This is a genomic window from Stratiformator vulcanicus, assembly GCF_007744515.1.
Taxonomy (GTDB): domain Bacteria; phylum Planctomycetota; class Planctomycetia; order Planctomycetales; family Planctomycetaceae; genus Stratiformator; species Stratiformator vulcanicus.
In genome coordinates this window covers 2,175,163-2,200,451 of sequence record NZ_CP036268.1, presented here as the reverse complement: position 1 = coordinate 2,200,451, position 25,289 = coordinate 2,175,163, and the positions used below count along the sequence as shown (strand labels likewise).

Genomic DNA, 25,289 nt, shown 5'->3' with positions numbered 1-25,289 from the left:
CGGAGTTCTCCATCGATCAGCAACTCGATCGTACCGCTGGCTCCAGCGATTTCCAACCACCGGTTAGACGAAAACGACGGGCGAAAGGTTCGCCCGTCGTTTCAAATCAATGGATGGCAGATGACCAGCCGATGGCGTCCTACATCTGGTCGAGCACTGAAGACTCGCCCGGCTCACCATCGGCAGCCGACTCGCCTTCGGAAAGCAGGTCGCGTCGGGCCGCCAAAATTCGCTCCTTCTCTGCCCGTAGTTCTTCCATCGCTTCGGGTCGAATCCGCACCTCTGCGTCCTGATGGGTGTGGAAACCGGTACCGGCAGGAATAAGGTGCCCGAGGATCACGTTCTCTTTCAGCCCGATCAACGTGTCGATCTTGCCGGCGAGAGCCGCTTCGGTCAGCACTTTCGTCGTCTCCTGGAAGCTCGCCGCCGAGATGAAGCTTTCGCTTTGCACCGCCGCTTTGGTGATTCCGAGCAACTGGGTGCTTGAAACCGCCGGACGCGGAGACGTCGTCGATGCCGGCGACTGACCAGCCGCCTCGACTTGGCTATTCACTTCTTCGAGCGTTTCGATCGGAACAATGTCACCGATTTCGAAGTCGGTATCGCCCGGCTCAGAGACTTTCAGGCACGTCTGAAGTTCCTCGTTCGTTTTGCGGAATTCGAGTTTATCGGTCAGGACGCCCGGCAACAGACTGGTGTCGCCGACATCTTCAATCTTGACCTTCCGCAGCATCTGCGAGACGACGAGTTCGATGTGCTTATCGTCGATTTCGACCCGCTGTGCCCGATACACATTTTGAATTTCGTGCAGCAGATACTCATGCACCGCGTCCGTTCCGCTGACGCGAAGGATGTCGTGCGGAACGAGCGGACCGCGGACGAGCGAATCGCCCGCTTTGACGGCATCGCCAGCATGAACCATAACCTGCTTGCCCGGCGGGATGATGTGCTCGACTTCCGTGCCGTCATCGCCGCGGACGATAATCACACGTTTGCCGCGCTTCTTCTCCGGCACGAACTCGACCTCACCGTCGATCTCGGCAATAACCGCCGGTTCTTTCGGCTTACGGGCCTCAAAGAGTTCGGTCACACGCGGCAGACCACCGGTGATGTCCATGTTACCGGTCGATTCACGCGGATTACGCGCCATGATCGTACCGGCCGTGACCTGCGTGCCTTCCTGAGCGTCGATACTCGCCCGTTCCGGCAGATAATAGAAGTCCAGGATCTTCCCGTCGCCGTCTTCGATCACGATTTGCGGGTGCAGATCGCCTTTGTGTTCGAGCACGGTTCGACGAATGTGGCCGCTCGCTTCCTTTTCGGTACGAAGCGTCTGGCCTTCAACGCAGTCTTCATAACGAACACGACCGCCCACTTCGGCAATCACAGGCACCGAGTGCGGGTCCCATTCGCAAAGCACGTCGCCCTGCTTTACTTCCTGCCCCTCGGAGACGAGCAACGTCGCCCCATTCGGGATGTCGTACTTCTCGAGCTCTCGTCCCTTCTGGTCGGTGAGGATCAGCTCACCGTTTCGGGTCAATACGACCGCTTTACCTTCATTGTTGACCACACTACGGACGCGGGCGAGCCGGACCACACCGGCCCGCTTGGCCCGAATGTCCTTCTCTTCGATGTCGGTCGTTGCCACGCCACCGATGTGGAAGGTCCGCATCGTCAATTGCGTCCCCGGTTCACCGATCGACTGGGCCGCGATGATCCCGGCGGCCAAGCCCTCTTCGGCCATCGATCCGGTTGACAGGTCCATCCCGTAACACAGCCGGCACAGGCCCAGCCGCGATTCGCACGTCATCGGGCTTCGAACCTGAATCCGCTCCAATCCGAGTTCCGAAATCTTATCGGCGATCTCATGGGTAATCAGTTCGCCGTCACGGACGATGACCTCGTCCGTAATCGGGTTGACGATATTTGTCCGGCTGACGCGACCGCGGATGGCCTCCGCCAGACTGACCTCTACCTGTTCCCCGCGATAGACGACTCCCTTGGTCACACCCTGCGTCGTGCCACAGTCGTGCTGCGTAATCACCATGTTCTGGCAAATATCGGCCAGTTTCCGCGTCAGATACCCCGAGTCCGCGGTCTTCAGTGCCGTATCGGCCAAGCCCTTGCGGGCCCCGTGGGTGGAACTGAAGTACTCAAGAACCGTCAGGCCTTCTTTAAAGTTAGCCTTAATCGGGTTCTCAATAATCTCACCTGACGGCTTGGCCATCAGCCCCCGCATCCCGGCGAGCTGCCGCATCTGCTCTTTACCACCCCGTGCTCCCGAGTCCGCCATCAGGAAGACCGGATTAACGTACTTCCCGTCGTCCCGGTAATCGTTCTGCATCCCTTCGAGCATCGCGTTCGTGATGATTTCGCGAGCATGCGTCCAAATGTCGAGAACTTTGTTGTAGCGTTCCTGGTTCGTAATGACTCCGCGGTCGTAAAGCTTTTGCTGCTTCAAGACTTCCTTCTCGGCATCTCCGATCGCCTTCTCTTTGACATCAGGCGTTCGCAGGTCGCTTGTCGCAAACGAAACACCGCTCTGGGTCGCTTCGTGGAACCCGAGATCCTTCATGCGATCGAGCAGGTTGATCGTGTGCCGACGCCCCATTTCAAGGTAACAATCGGAAATCACCCGAGCGAGATCCTTCGACTTCATCGTGCGGTTATAGTACGCCATGCCGTCGGGCAGGATGTCATTAAAGATCACCCGACCCACGGTCGTTTCGAGCGGCCGACCCGGCTGATAAGTCTCAGCGCCCTCGCCTTTGACCTGCTTGTCAGATGGCAAGCGGAGTTTAATTTTTGCGTGCTTAATGACCTTACCCTGGTCGAACGCGAAGAAGACCTCCTGTGGCGACGAGAACGTCATCCCTTCGCCAAGTCGTCCCTCTTTAGCAATCGTGCAATAGTAACATCCGGCGACGATATCCTGCGTCGCCGCAATAATCGGGTTGCCGTCCGCCGGGCTGAAGATGTTGTTGGTCGACAGCATCAACGTCGTCGCTTCGACCTGCGCTTCAATGGATAGCGGCAGGTGGACCGCCATTTGGTCGCCGTCGAAGTCGGCATTAAAGCCCTTACAGACCAGCGGGTGCACGCGGATCGCGTTCCCTTCCACGAGCGTCGGCTCAAACGCCTGAATACCCATGCGGTGCAGCGTCGGGGCGCGGTTGAGCAACACCGGGTGATTGGTAATCACCTCTTCGAGGATGTCCCACACTTCTTCGTCGCGGCGCTCGAGCATCCGCTTGGCGCTCTTAATCGTATCGGCATGCCCGAGTTCTTTGAGCCGACGAATGATGAACGGCTGGAACAGTTCCAGCGCGATCTTCTTAGGCAGACCGCACTGGTGGAGTTTCAATTCCGGGCCGACGACGATCACCGAACGGGCCGAGTAATCGACTCGCTTACCGAGCAGGTTCTCACGGAACCGGCCCTGCTTACCCTTAATCATGTCGGTCAGCGATTTCAGGGGTCGGTTCGAAGAACCGAGCACCGGTCGCTTACAGCGGTTGTTGTCGAACAGCGAATCGACAGACTGCTGCAACATCCGCTTTTCGTTGCGGACGATGACTTCCGGCGCGTTCAGGTCGACCAGCTTTTTCAGCCGGTTGTTCCGGTTGATGATTCGACGATAGAGGTCGTTTAAGTCGCTCGTCGCGAAGTTACCCGAATCGAGTAACACGAGCGGACGCAGGTCCGGCGGAATGACCGGGATGACGTCGAGTACCGTCCACTCGGGGCGGTTGTCACTGTCGCGCAGGGCCTCGACAATTTTCAGCCGCTTGATGTAATCCTTAATTTTTTGCTGACTGCCGGTGTTTTTCAGGTCTTCGCGCAATTGCGTCGACTCGGCCACAAGGTCGATACCGACGAGCAGCTTCTTAACAGCTTCGGCACCCATGTCGGCATCGAACGCGCCTTCTCCATAAGCGCGGTCGGCTTCGCGTTTTTCTTCCTCAGTCAGAAGTTGTCTTGACTTCAGCGGCGTTTCGCCAGGATCGACGACAACGTAATCCTGGAAGTAAACGACCTTCTCCAAGCTGGTCGTCTTCATATTGAGCAGCGCGCCTAAGCGGCTTGGCATGCTCTTGAAAAACCAAATGTGAACGACGGGTGCTGCCAGTTCAATATGCCCCATTCGCTTCCGGCGGACACGACTATGCGTAACCTTGACGCCGCACCGGTCGCAGATGAGACCTTTGTACTTCATCCCGCGGTACTTGCCGCAGGCACATTCCCAGTCTTTCTCCGGACCAAAAATTCGCTCGCAGAACAGACCGTCACGCTCGGGGCGGTACGTCCGGTAGTTAATCGTCTCCGGCTTTTTTACCTCGCCGAACGACCACCCGCGGATGTCATTCGGGCTGGCGAGATTAATCTTCACCGAACCGTAATCATTAACGCGATCGAAGGCTGCTTCGACTGTACTCATTCAATATTCCCTTTAAACGGGAGGGTGTTTGCGTCAGCGCTAGCTGGAACTCTGTTTAAAGCGGTGGCAACCACATTAAACCGACGCCTTCTCAAGCTGCATGTTTAAACACAGCCCGCGGATTTCGTTATTCAGCACGTCGAAGCTCGCCGGCGTTCCGGCTTCGAGCGTGTTTTCGCCTTTGACCATCGATTCGTAAATCTTGGTCCGGCCTTCGACGTCATCGCTCTTAACTGTCAGCAATTCCTGAAGGATGTAAGCCGCCCCATAAGCTTCGAGGGCCCAGACTTCCATCTCTCCAAATCGCTGACCACCGAAGCGGGCCTTACCACCGAGCGGCTGCTGCGTGATGAGCGAGTACGGCCCCGTCGCCCGGGCATGCACCTTGTCGTCGACAAGGTGGTGCAGCTTGAGCATGTAGATTTGGCCGACCGTCGTCTTCTGCTCCATCGGCTCTCCGGTGCGTCCGTCGAAGAGCTGACTCTTCCCGTCATCGGGCAGCCCGGCATCTCGCAGGCATTGCTGAATCACTTCTTCTTCGGCTCCATCGAAGACCGGGCAGATCGCGCGGAAGCCGGTCTTGGACGCGGCGTATCCGAGGTGCGTTTCGAGAATCTGACCGACGTTCATTCGACTCGGAACGCCGAGCGGATTCAAAATGATATCGATCGGAGTACCGTCTTCGAGGAACGGCATGTCTTCGATCGGCAACACCTTCGAAATCACACCCTTGTTTCCGTGTCGACCGGCCATCTTGTCGCCGACCGAAATCTGCCGACGGCTGGCGACGTAGACTTTGACCATCTGCAGCACGCCGCTGGGGAGTTCGTCGCCCCGCTTCATGCTGTTAAGCCTGCGATCCCGCTCGTCGATGACCTCTTCGACCGACAGCCAACCCTCTCGCATCAGCTTGCGGACGGCAGTCTTCTTCTCCGGGGAGCGGATGTCAAGATTTTCGACTTTGTCTTTAAACGCGACCGCGTATTCGGAGACGAATTTATCGTCTTCAATTTCACGCAGCTTCCGCCCGTCGTCGTCCGAAAGCTTTTGATCGATCGTCTTCTCGAACACGTCGAGAAATTCTTTAAAAGCTGTCGCGATCGCGTTCGCACCTTCGTTCTCAACCTCTTTGAGTTCTTTCTCGAACTGCTTCCGCTCGATCTCCGAGAGGCTCATCCGCCGCGAGAACTTCTCCTGGTGAATGACGATGCCGTCGACGCCACTGGGTACCTCAAGCGATTCGTTCTTCACGTCTTCGCCGGCCCGCCCGAAGATCGCGTGCAGGAGCTTTTCTTCCGGTGTTAATTCGGCCTTGGCCTTCGGTGACACCTTACCGACGAGAATATCGCCCGGCTTGACTCGCGTGCCGATGCGGACGATCCCCTCTTCGTCGAGATGACGCAGAGCCTTCTCACTGACGTTCGGAATATCGCGGGTGAACTCTTCCTTGCCGAGCTTCGTTTCACGAATTTCGACGTCGAACTCGTCGATATGGACCGACGTGTAAACGTCTTCCTTTACGAGTCGTTCGGAGAGAATAATCGCGTCTTCGTAGTTGTAACCCTCCCACGACATGAAGGCGACGAGAACATTGCGCCCGAGCGCGAGTTCTCCGTTGCGAGTCGCGGCGCTGTCGCAGAGCACCTGATCTTTCTTAACCTTGTCGCCGACGCTGACGATCGGCTTTTGCGTCAGGCAGGTCCTCTCGTTGAGGCCCACGAACTTCCGCAGGTCATATCGCTTGTTATCGACTTCAATACGGGTCGAGTCGACGTAGGTGACTGTCCCGGCTTTTTCAGCCTTGTGGATCATCCCCGAGTTCTCAGCAACGGCCTTCTCCAACCCGGTGCCCACGAGCGGTGGCTCCGCGATTAAAAGCGGAACCGCCTGTCGCTGCATGTTCGATCCCATTAGGGCACGGTTCGCATCGTCGTGTTCGAGGAACGGGATCAGCCCCGCGGAGACCCCGATCATTTGGAACGTCGATACGTCGAGCAGGTCGACCTCCGGCGTCGTCACCCAAACGAACTCACCTTGGTGACGGGCATAGACGCGGTTCTCCGTGATCGTCCCGTCTTTGACCGGCGTATCGCATGGCGCGATAAAGTGCTGCGACTCTTCATCGGCCCGCAGCCAGATGATCTCGTCCGACAGCGTGCCGTCGCTGACTCTGCGATAAGGAGTGATCAGAAAGCCGTAATCGTCAACCCGCGAGAATATCCCGAGACTCGAAATCAGGCCGATATTCGTACCTTCCGGCGTTTCAATCGGACAGATACGACCGTAGTGCGAGAGGTGAACGTCGCGAACTTCGAAGCCCGCTCGTTTCCGGTTTAAACCGCCCGGACCGAGTGCCGAAAGCCGCCGCTCGTGCGTCAGCGTCGAGAGCGGGTTGGTCTGGTCGACCACCTGCGAGAGTTCACTGCGACCGAAGAAATACTCGATCGCTGCCGAAACGCTCTTGGGATTGACCAACGTGCGGGGCGTCATCTCCTCGACGTCCTTGAGGCTCATCCGCTCCTGCACGGTGCGGCGGAGCTTCAGGAAGCCTTTGCGGATTTCTTCGGACGCGAGTTCATCGATCGTCCGCAAGCGGCGGTTACCCAGATTGTCGATGTCGTCGACATGGGCCTCACCCTCGCCGAGGCGGAGGTTGTAGAGGTAGCGGATCGAGTTAATCAGATCTTCCGACCGCAGAATCATCTCCGTGTCGGGAACGTTTTGATTGAACTTCCGGTTGATCCGGAACCGCCCGACGCGACCGAGACGGTAGCGATTAACGTCGAAGAACTTCTCAAAGAACAGATCGCGGGCTTTGTCGAGCGCCGGCGGGTTGCCCGGTCGCAGCCGCTGATAAATTCGAAGCAGTGCTTCCTCGTAGCTCGACGTGCCGTCCTCGGCGATCGTATTGACGAGCAACTCATCTTTCGCGTCAACGATCAGACCGATCTTCTTGATGTCCGACTCAGAGATTTCCTCGGCGATCTTCTGCGAAATGACGTGCCCGCATTCGAGAATGATCTCGCCTTCGCGCTCGTGCCCGGCGGGATAGACGATGTCTTCGGCGGCATACTTGCCGGTGATCTCCTCAACGAACGCGGCTCCCCCGACCTTGGTATCTTTGACTTTGTGAAATAACTCCACGAGTGCGCGGTCGGTACTGAAATTCGGATCCATCGCTCGCAGCAGCGTCATCGCCGAGAACTTACCGCTCTGATCGATACGAACCTGCAGCGTCTGCTTTTTGCTGACGAGGAACTCGATCCAACTGCCGCGCTCCGGGATCACCCGGCACGAGTGATTCGTCTTCGCGTCCCCGGGCTCGCTGCTGAGGATGAAATCGACGCCCGGTGAGCGGTGCAACTGGCTCACGACGCATCGCTCGGCCCCGTTGACGATGAATTCACCGCCGCCGATCATAATCGGAATGTCGCCCAGATAGACCTCTTCCTCGATCGGCTGCTCTTTGACGAGCCGCATCCAAACGCGGAACGGCCGGCCGTAGGTGAGCCGGAGTTGGCGACACTCTTCGGGCGAATAACGGGGCTTTCCAAGCTCGTACTTCACGTACTCCAGCTTGTACTGGCCGTCGTAACTTTCGACCGGGAACACCTCGCGCAAGATCTCTTCGAGACCTTGGTCTTTCCGCTCTCGCGACGAGATATCCAGTTGCAAGAATCGATCGAACGAAACAGTTTGAATCTTCGTCAGATCGGAGAGTTCAAAGTCGGAATCGATACTGCCGAAATTCCGCTTGTCGTCAAAATACTGAATCCGTGTCGCTGGGATCGGCATGCGATATTTACCTGATGAGCACGACGTCGGTGTCGGTGAGTTCGGAGCGAAAGAGGCGACGGACGCGTTTCGCCGGCTGCGAAAACGGAGCCTATTTTATTGGTGCCGACTGCACGAGCAGTCAGCGCACCAGCCGGAGAGCGGGAACAAGTGTCTCGAACAGAGCAATCGGCGATGTAGCGGGCAATGCAGTTGCAGATATTGCGGACAGAATGTCCCATCCACCCCGAGGGTTGCAGAAGCAACCCCAGTGATCTTAGCCGGCTGATGCCGAAACAAAACCTGCAGCGGTGAGTCGACAAATCGACCTCAAACCCACCCGAAGACGCGGAGAACCGTCGCTACCCGAACCGATTTTGATCGACTTCACTGAAAAGTCAAGCAGCGACGGGCAAAATGGCACGCACCTTGCCCGTCGCGCTCGGTTGACAGCGATAACCGATCGGCGAGACCGAACCTATTTGAGTTCGGCTTTGCCGCCCGCATCTTCGATTTCCTTGACGAGCTTTTCGGCATCTTCTTTCGGAATGCCCTCTTTGATCGCCTTCGGAGCACTTTCGACGAGCTCTTTGGCTTCTTTGAGCCCAAGGCCGGTCGCACCGCGAACGACTTTGATCATCTTGATCTTTTCGCCGCCGATGTCGGTCAGCATGACATCGAAGTCGGTCTTTTCTTCGGCCGCTTCAGCGGGGCCGCCATCGCCCGTTCCAGGGGCAACCGCCATCACGGCACCTCCGGCAGCCGGCTCGATGCCATGAACCTCCTTGAGGTAGTCCGAAAGATTCTTCGCTTCGAGCAAGGTCAGGCCGACGATCTTGTCGCCGAGTTCCTTGGTCACGTCGCTGAATTCCTGCACGGGTGCGTCAGTCGCCATAGTCAATTCCCCTTAGTGTTGAGTGGGCTCCGGGTGAAGCCTTCGAGTAAAACATCCGCCGGAGCCCCACGCCCGACGATTGAAAATGTCTCGCCGCAGCCGGCTCAGGCCGTTTCGGCCTCGCCTTCCGCGTCGTCTTTATCTGCAATCTGTTTAATTTGACCTGCCAGAGTGCCGCCGATCCCGAGCATCGCCGCCGAGAGGTTGGCTCCAGGAGAGAGAATCTGCCCTGAGATCTTCGACAGAATTTCTTCCCGGCTCGGGCTCTTGCTCAGAGCCACGACGCCGGCTTCGTCTAGCGACTGCCCTTCGACAGAGCCGCCTTTGATATGCAGCTTCTCGATATCTTTCGCCCACTTCGTGATCTCTTTCGAGAGGGCGACAATATCCTGGCCGCCGTACACGAGCGTCGACGGGCCTTCCAGCACGGGATCAATCCCGCTGACGCCGACCCGCTCCAACGCCCGCCGCGCCAGCGTGTTCCGCACCGAAAGGGCGCTGATCTCTTTTTCCTGAAGAGACCTTCGCCACGAATTCTGCGTGTTCGCGTCGAGGGCGGAACTGTCTACGACGAGCAAATCGGTCGCGCCGTCGAGGCGATCGACGATATCCTCGATTATCATGCCTTTGATGACTTTACTCATCATTCTCTCCGAGAGGCTGGTCGAACAGAACCGGTTCGGTCGACCCGCCCCAAGCTCAATTTTGCGAAGGAATATTTATTACCATGAAACAGGCCGCCTATAGCGCGACCGAAATCCCCGGCATCTGGGTCGCGGTCACGGTGACGCTCCGCATATAGATGCCTTTTTGAGCCGAAGGCTTAGCTGACTCGATATGCTTTAGAATGGCTTCGGCATTGCCGACCAATTGCTCCGGCTCGAACGTCATACGTCCGATGACGCAATGCACGACTCCGCCCTTGTCGTTTTTGAATTCGACCTTACCCGCCTTGTACTCGCGCACGGCGTCAGCGACGTTCGGCGTGACGGTTCCTGCCCGGGGCGACGGCATCAATCCGCGGGGGCCAAGCACGCGACCGAGCGGACCGACGACGCCCATCATGTCCGGAGTGGCAATGGCGACGTCAAAGTCGAGCCAACCGCCCTTAATTTCGTCGGCCAATTCCTTGCCGCCAACCTTATCCGCCCCTGCCCCCTCAGCGACCGCAACGTTGTCACCTTGCGCGAAAACGATGACCCGCTGCGACTTGCCGATGCCGTGCGGCAGCACGATCGCCCCGCGGACGCGTTGCTCATCTTGCTTGGCGTCGATCCCGAGTCGAACCGCCAATTCGACCACCTGATCAGGCTTCGCCGGCGGAACGTTCTTGGGAAGTTGGCCCTGCAATCCCAGCAGAGCGGAGACGGCATCGGCGAGGGAGACGGTGCCCACCTCTTCGGCCTTCTGCCGCAGGTTTTTCATTCTCTTGGAAGTCTTCGCCATCTCTTCTACACCCGATTCTGCCGTGACGCGTCTTAATAAGTTCCACTATCGCCTTTGCCGCCGACTCAGCTGCCGCCGACTCAGCCGACGACGTGAATCCCCATGCTGCGTGCCGTCCCCGCGATGACTCGCTTCGCGGCATCCATCGACCCGGCATTGAGGTCGCTCATCTTCGTCTTCGCGATCTCTTCGAGCTGGGCGTCTGTGACGGTCCCAACCTTATCCGTAAGAGGATTGGCCGCCCCCTTGGCGATCGAAGCCGCCTGCTTAAGCAGCACCGCCGCCGGCGGACTCTTCACCTCGAACGTGAACGACTTGTCTTTATAAACGGTGATGACGACCGGCACGGTCGTGCCGGACATCTCCCGCGTCCGCTCGTTGAACTGCTGCACGAACTGGCCGATGTTGACCTGCAGCGGACCGAGCGCGGTACCGACAGGCGGCGCGGGCGTCGCCTGCCCGGCCGGGATCTGCACTTTGACCTGCCCTGTAATTTCTTTCGCCATGATCAGCTTTCAATAGACCGGCAGTAGTCCCGCCATCTGTGCCGGACAGCCCTGCCGAAGCCGTCCCGTTGTTGAGATAGCGCGCCTCGTCAGACCTTCTCGACCTGCCAGTAGTCGAGTTCGGTCTCCGTAGGACGCCCGAAAATTTCGATCAGGACCACGACCTTCCCGTGAACGTCGTCGACCCCTTCGATGGTCCCCTCGAAGCTCTCGAACGGGCCATCTTTAATCTTGACGATCTCACCGACCGAGAAATCAATTTTGACCTTCGTCGGCTCAGCGTCACCGCTCTCTTCATCTCGCCTGCGACCGAGCATTCGGTCGACTTCTTCCGGCCTCATCGGCGTCGGTTCGCCGACCGCACCGGTGAAGTCTCCGACGCCCGTGGTGTCCCGCACGAGGTACCAAGAGTCGTCGTTCAAGATCATCTGAATCATCATGTAGCCCGGGAAAACTTTTTCCTCGAGCGTCCGTTTCTTGCCGCCTTTGGAGTCGACAATCTTTCGAGTCGGAATCAGTACCTCCCCGAAAAATTCTTCCAAACCCTCACGCTTGATCCGCTTCTCAAGCGCCTGCTTCACCGTTTTTTCACGGTTGCTGGTCACCTTCAAAACGTACCACTGCATTTCCGACTCGGGCGAACCGGAAGGCTCGCTGGAGTCAGAGGATTGTTCGACCTCGGTCTGCACATCCTCGGTTTGCAAGGCGGCAGCTTCGTCGGTCGTTCCGGAGTCTGGAGTCTCATCCATCAGAATCTTTTCGCCGGCAGCAAAAGGTCGGCCAAGACCGCCTCCGCAGTGCGGAGCGGGGAAAGTTCGACATGCTGGCCGAAAGTCGTTCGAAATTCAACCGACCGGGACTGCCGAATTGTACCGGATCGACGGAAATACGGCTCGCAACCGAAAACCCGTACCGAATACCTCGACGCAATTCGCCCGTCGACCGCGAAATAAGCGCCATACGTGCGATGTCAGCAGTCGGTCAAAACTTGACCACGTTGATGGCACGGAATAGCCAGAGCCAAATCGTGTCGTACAGGAATAACATCCCCGCGAGCAGAAACATCACGGCAATGACGACGATTGTGGACCGGTAGAGTTCGGCCCGTGACGGCCAACTGACCTTGTCCATCTCGGCTTCGACCGACACGAGAAAGTCGGCGAACTTCGGATAGTTGACCACCCGAAACGCAATCCAGGCCCCGACCACCGCAAGCAGTGTCGGAATCCCGACGCTGATCCAAGTCTCGTCGAATCGATCGGCCAAAGGCCCCTGACTCAGGATGTAACACCCGATGAATATCACGGCGCACAACGAGAGCACCGTCACCTGACGGACAAGCCGGCCCTGATTCCGCTTATAAAGATTGGCGGATAGAAGTGCGGACCAGATTGATCCAACCGCTTTCGCTTTCGCCATTTCGGCCTCAAATCCCTTAGCGTCGGCATCGCAAGCCGACTTCGCGCATCCTGATGAAAAACACGGGCGGAGAGACTTGAACTCCCAACCTGCGGATTTGGAATCCGCTGCTCTGCCAATTGAGCTACGCCCGTCTAACGAGCAATTAGCTCTCAGCGATCAGCCATTAGCTTCGCTAACCGCTAACCGCTAACCGCTAACCGCTAACCGCTAACCGCTACTTCTTCCGTGACTCTTTGTGCGGAACGTGCTTGCGGCAGAACTTGCAGTATTTCTTTAGCTCCAGCCGCTCGGTCCCGCGCATTTCCTTTTCGACGCGGTAATTCAAATGGTTGCTCTCAGTGCATTGCAACCAGACGTATTCTCGGGCCATCGCTTCAATCCGACTCTGTGTACCACTGGGCTCAATAAAGATACCGAAAGGCCCGCCCCGGTTCACCGGAACGGGCCTCGGTTCAATTCCACAACGAATTCTACTCGAGAATCTTAGTCACGACGCCCGAACCGACGGTCCGGCCACCTTCGCGAATTGCGAAGCGGCTGCCGTCCGTCAACGCGACGGGCTTTTGCATTTCCACTTCGATTTCGACGTTATCGCCGGGCATGCACATTTCTGCGCCGCCGAGCAACTTGACCTCGCCGGTCACGTCAGTCGTTCGAACATAGAACTGCGGGCTGTAACCGCTGAAGAACGGGGTCTTGCGACCGCCCTCTTCCTTGCTGAGACAGTAAATTTCGCCGGTAAACTTGGTATGCGGCGTGATCGTCTTGGGAGCAGCCAGAACCTGACCGCGCTCCACTTCGTCCTTCCTCGTACCACGCAGCAGCACGCCGACGTTATCGCCGGCTTCGCCCTGATCCATCGTCTTCCGAAACGCTTCCACCCCGGTGACAGTCGTTTCCTGGGTGTCTCGCAGACCGATGATCGCGACTTTTTCGCCGACTTTGACGACGCCGGTCTCGATTCGGCCGGTCACGACGGTACCGCGACCTTCGATCGAGAAGACGTCTTCGATCGCCATCAGGAAAGGCTTGTCGGTGTCACGCTCCGGCTCCGGAATGTACGCATCGAGCGAGTCGAGCAGCTCCTGGATGCAGGCGTTGGCCGATTCATCTTCCGGTGTTTCGAGTGCCGCCTTGGCGTTGCCGCGCGTCAGCGGAACGTCGTCGCCCGGGAACCCGTATTTGTCGAGGAGCTCGCGAACTTCCATCTCGACCAATTCGAGCAGTTCTTCATCGTCGACAAGATCGACCTTGTTCATGAAGACCACGAGGGCCGGGACGTTGACCTGACGGGCGAGCAGAATGTGCTCGCGAGTCTGCGGCATCGGGCCGCTGTCGGCCGCAACGACGAGGATGGCCCCGTCCATCTGGGCGGCCCCGGTGATCATGTTCTTGACATAGTCGGCGTGTCCCGGACAGTCGATGTGAGCGTAGTGCCGGGTTTCCGACTCATACTCGACGTGACTGACGGCGATCGTGACGGTCTTGGTTTCGTCACGCACGGTACCACCCTTGGTGATGTCCGCGTACGAAATCGCGGGCGCAAGCCCTTTTTTGGATTGCACCATCACAATTGCCGCGGTGAGCGTACTCTTGCCGTGGTCGATGTGTCCGATGGTGCCGACGTTAACGTGCGGCTTTTTCCGCTCAAAGACTTCCTTAGCCATAATTACCCTTCTCGCTCTTCATCTTCACTGCGGTCAGCCGGCAACTTCGATGGAAGGCCGGGGGAAATCTCGATATATCGACAGGGTGCTTCGACCTCCGAAGCCAATCCTACCCCGCCTTGTCTTCGATTCGCCGCCCGCAGACCGGTTGGCCGATTCGACCACGACTACCGAAAGCTGCTGAAGGGATTTGAACCCTTGACCTCGTCCTTACCAAGGACGCGCTCTACCCCTGAGCTACAGCAGCGCGGATTGCGATCGAGCGCGACATCATGCCCGAAGCGATCGATCGCGAAAAGCGTCGCGACCCATTTTTTCTTCGAACCGCCGCCACACCGACCACTGCATCTGCCCAACGTCGCTTCTGCTCAGCAATCCAAGTCGCCCGCGCCACGGGGTGGCGGGACGACTTCAACTCGTCACTACTGCTAAAGCGGGTGAAGGGAATCGAACCCTCACAACCAGCTTGGAAGGCTGGGGCTCTACCATTGAGCTACACCCGCGGGCGTTCGCCCGATGATCCGTGCTGCCGCACGAAACTCGTGACGGACTGTCTCGATAATTATCGCTGCCGAAAAAAGACTCGGACAATCCAAGGCATTTCTCTCGACTCTCGGCAATCAACTCTCAATCTTCGAGTGGGGGTGGGAGGATTCGAACCTCCGAAGGCTGAGCCACCAGATTTACAGTCTGGCCCATTTGACCGCTCTGGAACACCCCCGTGTTCCGACCCTCGATTCAAAACCGCAAAGTCGTGAAATATCGTCTCTAATTTGCATTGAACCTTTGACCGAACGACCACAGCCGCATCGGTCAAAATCGCAGGAAAGCTAGCGGTGGGACTCGAACCCACAACCTCCGGTTTACAAAACCGGAGCTCTGCCAATTGAGCTACGCTAGCGGCTTCGGTCCTCCGGCGGAGGCTCGACACTATAGCGAACGTGCAAACTGACGCAACCCGGAAGCCGTTCGTATGACAGTCGATACGTCGCAATTTCGCGCATCTCGTCACGGACACAAAGCGGACCAAGCCGGTTCACATCGGTCTCACCGCCATCCAACCGATCACGACACGACCGCCCCGGCAACACGCGGAGAGATTCATCGAGAAAAGCCGCTGAGATCGATCTGACGTGATCAATCCCAACGGCTTATGTAGCGACTTGCGAAACTTCTCGGCCGGAAAAGTCAGACGATTCCGGGAATGTCGAGGCGTTCGTCCTGCGCGATTTTGCGGAGTTTCCGCAGCGCACGCGATTCGAGTTGCCGGATCCGCTCCTTGGTCACGCCGAAGCGATGGCCGACCTGCTCCAACGTCAGCGGCTCTTCGTGATAGTCGAGACCATACCGAAATTTAATGATGTCACGCTCTCGTCCGTCGAGACGCCCGAGAATGTCCATCACCAAACCGTGCTGCTGCGTATTTCGCAGCTCCTGCTGGTACTGGCTGACATTGTCGTCCGGCGAACCTTGAAAGACTTCCTCTTTGCCGGTTCGGTAACGGTCGAGCCGTTTGTGCTCGGCCGGAATCGACCGTGAGAAGTTCTTGACGATCGCCCAAGTCGCATAGGTCGAGAACTTGTTGCCCTTCGTGTAATCAAACTTCTCAACCGCTCGAATCAACGACATATTCCCGTCGCTGACCATCTCGAAGAAGTTGCTGGTCGCACTGACCTGCTTCTTCGCGATCGAAACGACAAGCCGCAAGTTGCTGCGAATCAGGAAATTCTTGACGTCATTCGCTTCGTTGAGAAAGTGCTCCAACTCGTCCATTTCCGATGCTTTCGGCGCATCATCCATCAACTTGGCCTGCAAAGCGGCCGCCCGGTACCGCAAGTAGTTCAATTTGCGGAAGTAATACTGCTCCTCCTCCCGAGTCAGCAACGGGATCGTGTACAGACTCGCGAGATACGGAGGCAACCCGGAAGGCGCTCTCGAGACACCCTTTTTCTTCTTCACGTCGGGTGGCTCGCCGAGAATCAACTCATCGGCGCCGACCTCGTGGAACTCGGGCGAGTCCATGTAGTCGATCGGCTCCGAGAGTAATCGCTCGGCGCGAATCTCGTTGACGATCCGATAAACACTCGACTTCGTCCGGCAGAATTGCTTCGCCAGTCGTTCGATCGAAACCCCGCGCCGGTGCTTCGATGCGATCTCCTGCTTCTGCTGGTCGGTCAGCTTCGACGAGGCGTTCGGGAATACGGCGGGACCATTCCCCTTCTCGTCGTGCTGGCGAATCGTGTAGCGAATTGTCTCCGGGGAGCGGTTGAATCGCTTGGCGAGTGACCGACTCACCTCAGCCGGGCACCCACCCTCGCGGGCCAAGGCTCGGGCCGCGTCAACGATTTCGTCCTTCTCGCTCCCGGTCAGTTGAGTGAACCTTCGGCCTCGTTCGATCTCGTCGGGGTGATTTCGGACGAATCGATCGACGGACGAACGTGTGAAAGCCACGCGCCGGCGATCGCCGACCTTCATCCGCCGGCTGACGAGCCCGCGATCGCGCCAACGATCGATCGTCTTTGTCGAAACCTGAAACTCGCGGCTCAGATCATCGACCGTGAAGACGTCTTCGCCGACCTCGTCAGACGACTGGTTCACCGTCTCAGACATATCTTCCACAAAACGTCGCAAATCGCGGATCGCCAGTTCGCCTTCAATCGCGTGCTCGACATCCGAGTCCGAACGGTCTTTGCCCGCCTCATCGCCCACAATTTCGGCAATCAGATCGGCGGCCTGATACTTCGAATCAGAATCGAGCTTCCCGGCGAGACGCTCAGCGCGCTCCAATCGACGCAGCGCAGTCAGTGCGTCGTCCGACTCCGCGAGCAGCGACTCGACAGCTTGTATTTGGTAATTACTCATCAGTTTGATCCTTGCCGAGGGTGTCAAGCACCTGGTCAGACGACGATCTCCTCAAGCCGCCCTCAGTATCAATACGCATAATTCAGACAGTTGGTTTGCAAAAACGTTCGCGAGCGAGGAATTTTGTTGCAGGTGCAATGAATTCATGTACGTCTGTTGGACGAACAGTCGCCGCAAGTTGTTGTTCCAACATGTTTTGAGGCGACAGACCGCCTTTGCGATGACGGACAAGAAATTTTGCTCGATCTTTCTGGCGTTACTTGAGATCGAATTTCAGCGAAATTCGTACCGCGATTGGCCGAAGGATCGGTGACTTACTACGATCTGGGGGCCACACCCAACTTCGGCCCGCCCCACCGTTGTCACGAAAGCAGGATCAGATGCCTCGGATCGCCCTCATTGCAGCCGCCCTTTTGATTCTTGTCGGAATCGTCGGATTCGCGGCGACCGGAGCGAAAACTTCTTTAATCCCGGCCATTGCCGGGGTGCTGATTGGCATCCCGGGGGCCATCGCGCTGAAAGAATCGTTCAGGATGCACGCGATGCATGCAGCGGTACTGTTCGGCCTGCTCGGTGCGCTGGCACCGATCGGGGCGTGGATCGGTCGAGGATTCGGCAGTCCGACGGCCGTCGCCAGTCAGGCAGCGATGCTCGTGATCTGCGCGGTCTTCGTTGCTTTGTGCGTCAAAAGCTTCATCGATGTCCGCCGAGCACGAACGAGTGGCGACTCGGGCGAGTAACTCCATCGCTTCGCCCGAAATCGCCTACTCTCCCCCTCTTGCACACTTCTATTTCTCTGCCAGCGAAGCGCGATCGGCGAGTTCGACCCGCAGCGTCATCATTCGACCGTCGCGATAGACCTTCAGATCAATCCGCTTGCCGACCGGCGTCAGGCTGACGAGATTGATCAGGTGGTTTTCGTCCTGAACGTCGATCTCACCAAACCGCAGGATGACGTCGTCGCGCTGCAGGCGAGCCTTCGCCGCGGGCGTGTTGTCGTAGACGAGAACCACGCGTGCTCCGCGGACTCGATCGAGATTAAAGCGGCGGGCCGTCTCCGGATTGAAATCGGGATCGAGTTTGACGCCGAGGAACGAGCGGTTGACCCGCCCGTGCGTCACGAGTTGATCGACGACGCGGCGAGCCAGATTGCTCGGGATGCTGAACCCGATCCCTTCGTTGCCGCCGCTGTTCGAGGCGATGGCCGTGTTAATTCCGATCACGCGGCCCCGCAGGTCGACGAGCGGCCCGCCACTGTTGCCGGGATTGATCGCGGCATCGGTCTGAATGAAATCCTTATTGAGGACGCCCGAATCAGAGCCGAGTTCCAGCGACCGCCGCCCCTTGGCGCTCACGATGCCGAGGGTCACCGACTGGCTCAAACCAAACGGACTGCCCAGTGCCAACACGAAGTGCCCGATATCGAGCGCCTCGCTATCACCCCAGGCCGCCGGGGGGACGTTCGGGTCTTTCAACTGCAGCACCGCAATGTCCGATGCCGCGTCTTCCCAAGTTCGAACAGGAATCACGGTGCGGCCGTCCGAGAGACCGACGGAGATGTCTGCCAATGCGGCGCTGCCAGCGATGACATGACGATTTGTGACGACGATCGCTCCGTCGACGGCTTCGTGCCGCATGATCACGCCCGATCCGGTCTCTTCGACCGACCCTCCACGGGAATCTTTGCGACGGCTTTGAATATGCACGACCGCCGGACTGGTCAGCCGGGCGACCTTTGCCAAAGCGGTGCCACCGTCAACAAGCGGCCGGGTTTCCCCATCGAGATCCGCGTAGAGCCGGGCGGCTTCATCAAACGACAATGTCGTTGCATGAGTGGGGGCCAGCCCCTGCCCGATCACGATCCCGAGGCCGATTCCGACACCCAGTGTCAGCACACTCCCGATTCCCCGGGTCAGCAGTCGCGTGAAGCCTCGTGACATAAAATCCCCTCATCGGCTCAGAAAACCTGTTGGCGGATCCATCCGTCACACCCGCGACTGTCGTCTCGCCGGTAGCCCATCCTCGGTGCCGTTAGTCATTTTGGCCGGAGATTGACAAAGGGCAATCAAAACTTGAGGAATTTCCCGCCACGGACCTTCCGCCCCGGCAAAGGGCCGTCAGAGTTTCGCCCGCCGTTACCGTCCGAACAGCGGGGAGTCACCGCGGGGGCAACTGCGTTGAGCCTGCCGATGAATCGGATTCGATCGCCCGTGCCGGAAGTGCCAGTCGGGCCCACAGCAGCGGGTGATCGGAGGCCGTCGTCTGTTCCATGCCCGCATCTTCGACAGTCACCCCTCGCACTAAAATGTGATCGATCAACTGATCAGCCTGCTCGAGGCCCATTTCGGTCGCCGCATCGATCGCCCCGGCAGCGATCAATTCGGAGAGAATCTCGTCGCCGATTTGTGCGTTCAAATCACCGGCCAGAATACAGGGCGTCTCGGTGGCCATGAACAACTCGCCCAAAATGCGAAGGTGCTCCGAGTTGTCCTCTTGCGAATCGGCATGGACGGAGATGATCCGAAACTCACGCTCCCCCCAAGGCACCGTCGTCACGGCTGCCCCCCGAAACCCCTTTTCGCGAGAACAGGGGAGCGGAATTTGGACAATCGATTTCGGTATGAATTCGAGAAGCAATGCGTTGCCGACGTGATCGTGCCACCATCGGCGCTCGACCGGCAGAAAAAAAGAGTTGAGGCTCAACAATTCGCCGAGCCGGTCGACCGTCGAGCCGCTTCGTCCGAAGGGGTTGGGTACTTCGTTCAGGACAACGACATCAGGATCTTGTGCGGCGATCAGTTCTCGGATGCTCGGCATCGAAGCCGAATCGATGTCGTCTTTGCCGTAATGAATGTTGAAACTCACCAGATTCAGCGATTGATCCGCGGGAATCGCCGATTCGTTCTGCGAGAACCAACTCCGCGGCTCTGCCGGTTTCCGCTGTGAGCCATCGATCACGAACATGACAACCGCTCCTGCGATCAGTCCGCACGTCAACAGAATCGAATCCCGCCGTGCTCGCCGTGGGACGTTCGCATCACTTTCGGCGGGATTTTCCGTTTGATCCGGCATCTGAGTCGATCCATCGTCGATTCGTTAATTCAGTGGACGGGTCAGCGTCCGGCGGCATCTTCGCCGACAGCGCCGCGACCCGCCAGCGTCTGCTGCGGAGTTCAATCGCGATTCACCTTCACCGATTCCGCCTCCGTTTGGTACGACTCCGCTGCCTGAAACTTTTGCGGAGCCAACCGATGAGCAGTGAACTCGATTCCAACAAGCCGAACACCGAGAGACGAACAACCATTATGTTGTTCTCGTGTCTGCTCGGCGGAGCGCTGGCTCCCGTTGTGTGCTCGGTGGTCGCCGAGTTTGGCGTCAGTCAAGCGGCGGCGGTTGTTGAACCGCTCGATCGCGAGTCGCTGGCGTTCGACGAATATCTCGTGAACGCCACGGAAGTTCGCGGCGCGGGGACGTTGGCAGCCCGATATCGATTTACGAACCGTGGCGACGAGCCGGTTCAAATTGAACAATTGAAACCGAGCTGCGGTTGTCTCGCTCCCAAGTATCCCGAAGGCGAGATCGCACCGGGTGAGACGGGAGAGGTCATCCTCCGTGTCGACACGCTGAACGAAAAACCGGGCGCGAAGCATTACTACTCTGACGTGTTTTACCGAACCGCCCAGACAGATGACGCCCCGATGCAATCGGCGCGCGTCCATCTGAAATTTGTGATCGATCGTCCTGACATCACTGTCGAACCTCGGGGCATGACGTTTTATCAGAATGCGACCGAAGCGACCGAGCAGCAGCTCGTCATCACGGATCACCGCGAAGAACCGTTTCGCGTGATCGAGGTCATTTCCTCGTCGCCGGCCGTCTCCGCGGAAGTGGTCGAAGCGGGCGCCGCGTCCGCTCCGGGAAGACACGTATTGATCGTCAGGGCTGAACCGATCGACGACGGAGGCGACGTGCAGGCATTCCTGACGGCCAAGACCGACGATGATCGACATCCGCTGGTCCGCATCCCGATCTATGTCCGCAGCACCGCCGCGTTAATGCCCGGCAACGTCAGCGAATGACCGCCTTAGTGCGACGCTGACGGAACATCCATTCCAGTAGGCCATCGTCTTCGGAATAGGCCGGCTCCCAACTGCGATGACCGACGCCGCGATATTCGCGGTAGACCGGATCGCCGCCAGCCGCTTTCAGTGCTGACACCATCTTTCGTGAGCGTTCGACAGGGACGATGTCGTCCTGATCACCATGCGCGGCCCAGATCGGCAAATGGGCGATTCTTCCGGCTTCGCGTTCGTCGCCGCCACCACAGATCGGGGCGACGGCGGCGAAGTAAGCGGGATCGACCATCGCGAGATACCACGCTCCATACCCGCCCATCGACAGGCCGGTCAGATAGATACGTTCCATATCGATCGGCTGCTGATGTCTTTCGAGTTCGACGACTTCTATCGCCGCTCGCAAATTCCGGCCGACAGCCGCCTTTAGCGGTACGGACTCGCGAGCTGCCCAATCGGTCTGCGTCCACTTTTCGTCGGCCGGACACTGCGGCGCGATCACGAAGCACGGATGCTTCGCGCGGAACTCCGGCGCGAGTATTCGCGCGAAGAAATACTTCTCGATCATCACTGTCGGATCGTCGCCGCGCTCTCCCGACCCGTGCAGAAACAACACGAGCGGGTATTTCCGCTCCGGTTCGATCTTCTCGGCGCCAGCAAAGAGATAGCGGTAATTGCGTCCGTCAGTGCGCAATAAATTACGCATCTCCCGGACTTCAATCAGCGAGCGATAATCTGTCGTCTCATTCATACGTGTCGCCCCCTTCCCCGATCTCTTTCAACAAGCCCGCAGCGCAAGCAAGGGATTCCGCTCAACAAAGCTTCAACTAATACTGCGCCGTCTCTTCGCGGCCTTCACGTTAATCTCGATCGTAGTCGACGTGAGGTCCATCACACTCCTATAGCCTTGAGCCGATTAAGCCACCGACTTCGAAGAGATCGCTCGTCAATCAAACGCACGATTTTCGCCGCGGAAGTAACGACATGCGATTCCATCTTGACGCGTAGCGGCCGATCGAACTAGCTTCCGGCTCCTCTCTCTGACTGATTTCCCCTTTCCAATTCGCCGCGCTTTCGAACGGTCTCCAGACCGATATCGCCATGCGCTTTCATCCATCGCTCACCGCTCATGCGGTGTCGTTCATGCTTTGCATGATCGTCGCCAACATGGCCGCGGCCGACGAATCGACACCTGACGACTTCGCGCCATTGGGCGTGACGGTTGACGGCGTGCTGCTGCTGAAGTCGGAGCGTCTGATCGAAGGACGCCTGATCGCCGGCCACGACAGCTACGAAGTCATCCGCCCCAACGGCACGATGACGGTGCCGCGGGTCAACGTCTACTTCGCGGCGGCGACGAAACATGCCGTCTACCAACGGCTGTCGCGTGAAGTTCAGCCGGAGACCGCGAGTCGGCGGGCGGCCCTCGCCCGGTGGTGCGTCAAAGCGGAACTCTACGGCGAGGCCGTGATCGAACTGCGGCGGGCTTTGGAGCTCGAACCGCATCGCGAAGACATTAAGCGAATGCTTGAAAGGCTCGATACGATCCTCGCGGACGACGATCAAATCGGGCAGCGATATCGTGAGCCGCTTCGCACCGCCTTCGACCCCTTCATAACGCGGACCGTTTCGGCAGGCGGATTACCGACTGAATTGGCGGAAGAATACACGCGAACGATTCAGCCGATTTTGCTCAACAGTTGCGCTAACGCGTCGTGCCACGGCCGACCGAACCACAGCGAATTCTATCTCGACCGCACGACCCTTCGTGAACGTCGACGCGGATCGTCGACCGAGTCGAACCTTGCGGCCGTGCTGAGCCAACTGAACAAGACCGATCCGAAACAGAGTCCGCTGCTGACCGGCGCGTTCAATGCGCACGGCGGAAGCCGGTCGACACCGATTAGCGGGGCCCACAGCCAATCGATTCGGAAAACACTGACGAAATGGGCGATCGCTGCCGCAAAAGAATTGCCCGACCCGCCGACGGAAACGACGGAGACGGTTCAGGCAAGTGGCGTCATCTCTGCCAGCTATTCCAAACCTGACGATCAGGTAAGCCGATCCGGGCTGACCGCCGCGTCATTGGAATCGAACCCAACGGGATCGAATTCCGCTGCGCCCGATTCCGCTTTGCAACGTTCGTTTCAAACAGACTCGGCCGTCGATCCGTTTGACCCGGCCGTTTTCAACCAGCGACACGGTCCGGGCGAATGAGCCCACGACGAATCTTCGACAGACAACAAAAACAAAGAACGAAACCACTGCGGCATCTTCTGCCAATCGAGCAGCCGCGTGAAACCAACAAGCCGACAATCGGCTCGGGAGAGAGTGCATGAACGTTCGCCATAACATGCCGAACCAATTGACCCGTCGCTTCGCGATCCTTTCGGTGCTCGCGGTCGGAACGATCGCCGGCGTCGGATGCACGACACCAATGCCGTTTTCTGCCGGTCGACTGCCATACGGCTTTGCGCAAAAACGCGAAGCGCTCGGCGATCCGTTTCGCGATCCGGGAATGATGAACGGAGGCAGTTCGGGGGCTGCCGCGCGTGTGGCTTTGGACGACACTCCCACGCCGCAGACCGCAGAGTTCCAAGCCACTCGATCGAACGCGTCGATGGCCGCGGCTTTCGCTCGTGAGAATGAACGAGCCGCCGAACAGATTCCGTCGTCCGTGACCCCGTCATCAGCGTATCCGACAACCGCGTCTCGTCATGTCGCAGTCAAAACGTGGGGAGATATGCCCGCCGCACCACCGCGTCAAACGGCCATGCGTCCGGCTCCGCCGGCTGTCGCTGCGGCTGGCAGCACCCAGCGCCCGCCCGCGGCGACCGAATCGAACCCGTTCGCCGATTTCGATGCCACTTTCGAACGCGTTGCCGAAGTGCAGCCGCGGTCGAGCGGGATTCAACAAACCGGTCATCAGGCCGAGCGTATGCAGACCAGCCAATATCAGCCCGGTCAGACAATGCCGGTGGTTCAATCGGCCGGAATGTTCCGGACAGAGAACCGAAACACCACGGCGTCGATTCAGCCGAGATCGCCCCACCCGGTCGATCGCACGGCATTCGGCAAGGGCGCTTCGACTGTCTGGCCTTCCAACAGTTGCACCCCGGCCGCCGGTCGCGCCGCGGGTTGCCAATGCACGCCAGTCTGCAAATGCGGTCCCAATTGCCAGTGCGGACCGGCGAGCAGTTGCGGAAGCGGGAGTTGCGGAAGCGGCACTGGGAGTTGCGGCACCGCCTGCCCGACCGAAACATCGAACACCCTCGCGTCCGCGACCGAAGGCGATGTCAATCCATTCGCGGCGCTCGACGACAAACCGCTCGTCAACTCATCGCAATCGCTGCGCTCCGCTCCTAATAACGTGCAATCGACGCCACATGTGGAGATTGATGACGAGAACTGGCGACCGGCTTCAGAACGCCCGCGGACGTCGTTCAGCGATGACTTTCTGCCGCCGGTGCGATGATCTCAGCGGGGGCATCGGCAAGTAGCTTGCTTAAGAGATCTTCGCCGAAGCGATCGCGGATCACATCAAGTCCGACCAGTCGTTCCGCCAGCCCTTTGGGCCGGTGCATGTCGAGCGCGATGACCTTATAGCGTCCCTCGTCGAGCAATCTGAGGGCCCGCTCCTGCAGTCCCGGCATATCTCGGCCGCCGATCGGTTTCAGGTTCCCCTGCAGCCAAACGCCACGCTCGCTCAGATCGTCGATCAACCGATGCCATTCGGCTTCATCGATCGGCATGCGCTCAGGGTGGGCCAGGATCGGTTGGTAGCCATTGTCTTCCAAATAGTCGATCGCTTCATCGCAATAGTCTTCCCAGTGCGACCACGTATCGACGAGTACGCAGCGGCCATCTCCCAATGACGGCACGCCGTGCTGCTGAAACCAACTGACCGTCAACGGCTGCAGACGGACCTCACCGCCGGTGAAAATTTGATAGTCGAGGCCCTCCCGCCGCAGCGCCTGCCGCAACAACGTGGCCTGCTCATGCACGAACGATGGTGTGATCGTGGGAAGTTCGGCCACGCACATGTGAGACGTGCAGACCGTCCCGCCGAACCCGTGGTCCATCAATGTCCGAACACACCTGATCGACTCAGACAGATTGACACAGCCGTCGTCGACACCGGGCAGCATGTGGGAGTGAATGTCGAGGAACATCGTCTTTAGCTCTCAGCCGTCAGCAAAAAGAGGA

19 protein-coding genes and 5 tRNA genes are annotated in these 25,289 nt (G+C 58.5%); 4 read left to right on the top strand and 20 right to left on the bottom strand.

Annotated elements, in window-relative coordinates:
- Nucleotides 1-139: 139 nt before the first annotated feature.
- The 16 genes from rpoC to Pan189_RS08500 all read right to left on the bottom strand — a co-directional run bounded on the left by rpoC (nucleotide 140) and on the right by Pan189_RS08500 (nucleotide 17,010).
- Nucleotides 140-4,438: a DNA-directed RNA polymerase subunit beta' gene (rpoC, locus tag Pan189_RS08575; RefSeq protein ID WP_145363511.1), complete on the bottom strand. Its 4,299-nt coding sequence runs from the start codon at nucleotides 4,436-4,438 to the stop codon at nucleotides 140-142.
- A 75-nt stretch (nucleotides 4,439-4,513) separates the two neighbouring features.
- The gene (rpoB, locus tag Pan189_RS08570) at nucleotides 4,514-8,233 is read right to left on the bottom strand and encodes a DNA-directed RNA polymerase subunit beta (RefSeq protein WP_145363510.1); all 3,720 of its coding nucleotides are present in this window, start codon (nucleotides 8,231-8,233) and stop codon (nucleotides 4,514-4,516) included.
- 457 nt (nucleotides 8,234-8,690) lie between these two features.
- On the bottom strand, nucleotides 8,691-9,107 hold the full coding sequence (gene rplL, locus Pan189_RS08565; RefSeq protein WP_145363509.1) for a 50S ribosomal protein L7/L12: 417 nt from the start codon (nucleotides 9,105-9,107) through the stop codon (nucleotides 8,691-8,693).
- Between the two features lie 104 nt (nucleotides 9,108-9,211).
- Nucleotides 9,212-9,751 carry a 50S ribosomal protein L10 gene (gene rplJ, locus Pan189_RS08560; RefSeq protein ID WP_145363508.1) on the bottom strand — a complete coding sequence of 180 codons (540 nt, stop codon included), beginning with the start codon at nucleotides 9,749-9,751 and terminating at the stop codon, nucleotides 9,212-9,214.
- Between the two features lie 97 nt (nucleotides 9,752-9,848).
- The gene (rplA, locus tag Pan189_RS08555; RefSeq protein WP_145363507.1) at nucleotides 9,849-10,553 is read right to left on the bottom strand and encodes a 50S ribosomal protein L1; all 705 of its coding nucleotides are present in this window, start codon (nucleotides 10,551-10,553) and stop codon (nucleotides 9,849-9,851) included.
- 80 nt (nucleotides 10,554-10,633) lie between these two features.
- Nucleotides 10,634-11,059, bottom strand: a complete 426-nt coding sequence (gene rplK / locus Pan189_RS08550; protein WP_145363506.1) for a 50S ribosomal protein L11 — start codon at nucleotides 11,057-11,059, stop codon at nucleotides 10,634-10,636.
- 89 nt (nucleotides 11,060-11,148) lie between these two features.
- Nucleotides 11,149-11,808: a transcription termination/antitermination protein NusG gene (gene nusG, locus Pan189_RS08545; protein ID WP_310821254.1), complete on the bottom strand. Its 660-nt coding sequence runs from the start codon at nucleotides 11,806-11,808 to the stop codon at nucleotides 11,149-11,151.
- 232 nt (nucleotides 11,809-12,040) lie between these two features.
- A complete protein-coding gene (secE, locus tag Pan189_RS08540; protein ID WP_145363505.1) occupies nucleotides 12,041-12,478 on the bottom strand; it encodes a preprotein translocase subunit SecE in 438 nt (145 codons plus the stop codon).
- A 61-nt stretch (nucleotides 12,479-12,539) separates the two neighbouring features.
- Nucleotides 12,540-12,612: transfer RNA gene (locus tag Pan189_RS08535), tRNA-Trp, on the bottom strand.
- 83 nt (nucleotides 12,613-12,695) lie between these two features.
- Nucleotides 12,696-12,851 carry a 50S ribosomal protein L33 gene (gene rpmG / locus Pan189_RS08530; RefSeq protein WP_145363504.1) on the bottom strand — a complete coding sequence of 52 codons (156 nt, stop codon included), beginning with the start codon at nucleotides 12,849-12,851 and terminating at the stop codon, nucleotides 12,696-12,698.
- 100 nt (nucleotides 12,852-12,951) lie between these two features.
- On the bottom strand, nucleotides 12,952-14,148 hold the full coding sequence (tuf, locus tag Pan189_RS08525) for an elongation factor Tu (RefSeq protein WP_145363503.1): 1,197 nt from the start codon (nucleotides 14,146-14,148) through the stop codon (nucleotides 12,952-12,954).
- Nucleotides 14,149-14,323: 175 nt separating this feature from the next.
- A tRNA-Thr gene (locus tag Pan189_RS08520) sits at nucleotides 14,324-14,395 on the bottom strand.
- Between the two features lie 185 nt (nucleotides 14,396-14,580).
- A tRNA-Gly gene (locus Pan189_RS08515) sits at nucleotides 14,581-14,651 on the bottom strand.
- Between the two features lie 136 nt (nucleotides 14,652-14,787).
- Nucleotides 14,788-14,869, bottom strand: a tRNA-Tyr gene (locus tag Pan189_RS08510).
- A gap of 107 nt (nucleotides 14,870-14,976) precedes the next feature.
- Nucleotides 14,977-15,049: transfer RNA gene (locus Pan189_RS08505), tRNA-Thr, on the bottom strand.
- A 287-nt stretch (nucleotides 15,050-15,336) separates the two neighbouring features.
- The gene (locus tag Pan189_RS08500) at nucleotides 15,337-17,010 is read right to left on the bottom strand and encodes a sigma-70 family RNA polymerase sigma factor (protein ID WP_145363502.1); all 1,674 of its coding nucleotides are present in this window, start codon (nucleotides 17,008-17,010) and stop codon (nucleotides 15,337-15,339) included.
- Between the two features lie 380 nt (nucleotides 17,011-17,390).
- Between Pan189_RS08500 and Pan189_RS08495 the strand changes: the two genes are divergently transcribed.
- Complete coding sequence (locus tag Pan189_RS08495; protein ID WP_145363501.1) at nucleotides 17,391-17,750, top strand: hypothetical protein; 360 nt, start codon at nucleotides 17,391-17,393, stop codon at nucleotides 17,748-17,750.
- A 48-nt stretch (nucleotides 17,751-17,798) separates the two neighbouring features.
- Here the strand turns inward: Pan189_RS08495 and Pan189_RS08490 are convergent, their stop codons facing one another.
- The gene (locus Pan189_RS08490) at nucleotides 17,799-18,950 is read right to left on the bottom strand and encodes a S1C family serine protease (protein ID WP_145363500.1); all 1,152 of its coding nucleotides are present in this window, start codon (nucleotides 18,948-18,950) and stop codon (nucleotides 17,799-17,801) included.
- A gap of 217 nt (nucleotides 18,951-19,167) precedes the next feature.
- Nucleotides 19,168-20,082, bottom strand: coding sequence for an endonuclease/exonuclease/phosphatase family protein (locus Pan189_RS08485; RefSeq protein WP_145363499.1), 915 nt, complete (start codon nucleotides 20,080-20,082; stop codon nucleotides 19,168-19,170).
- A gap of 179 nt (nucleotides 20,083-20,261) precedes the next feature.
- Between Pan189_RS08485 and Pan189_RS08480 the strand changes: the two genes are divergently transcribed.
- Nucleotides 20,262-21,089, top strand: a complete 828-nt coding sequence (locus tag Pan189_RS08480; protein ID WP_145363498.1) for a DUF1573 domain-containing protein — start codon at nucleotides 20,262-20,264, stop codon at nucleotides 21,087-21,089.
- Here Pan189_RS08480 and Pan189_RS08475 read toward each other — a convergent pair.
- Nucleotides 21,079-21,834, bottom strand: a complete 756-nt coding sequence (locus Pan189_RS08475; RefSeq protein ID WP_145363497.1) for a carboxylesterase family protein — start codon at nucleotides 21,832-21,834, stop codon at nucleotides 21,079-21,081. The genes Pan189_RS08480 and Pan189_RS08475 overlap by 11 nt on opposite strands.
- Nucleotides 21,835-22,184: 350 nt before the next feature.
- On the opposite strand from Pan189_RS08475, the gene Pan189_RS08470 reads away from it, so the two are divergent.
- Nucleotides 22,185-23,300: a hypothetical protein gene (locus Pan189_RS08470; RefSeq protein WP_145363496.1), complete on the top strand. Its 1,116-nt coding sequence runs from the start codon at nucleotides 22,185-22,187 to the stop codon at nucleotides 23,298-23,300.
- A gap of 118 nt (nucleotides 23,301-23,418) precedes the next feature.
- Nucleotides 23,419-24,558: a hypothetical protein gene (locus Pan189_RS08465; RefSeq protein ID WP_145363495.1), complete on the top strand. Its 1,140-nt coding sequence runs from the start codon at nucleotides 23,419-23,421 to the stop codon at nucleotides 24,556-24,558.
- On the opposite strand, the gene Pan189_RS08460 is transcribed toward Pan189_RS08465, so the two are convergent.
- The gene (locus tag Pan189_RS08460; protein WP_145363494.1) at nucleotides 24,527-25,255 is read right to left on the bottom strand and encodes a CpsB/CapC family capsule biosynthesis tyrosine phosphatase; all 729 of its coding nucleotides are present in this window, start codon (nucleotides 25,253-25,255) and stop codon (nucleotides 24,527-24,529) included. The two genes, Pan189_RS08465 and Pan189_RS08460, sit on opposite strands and share 32 nt — an antisense overlap.
- Nucleotides 25,256-25,289 lie beyond the last annotated feature (34 nt).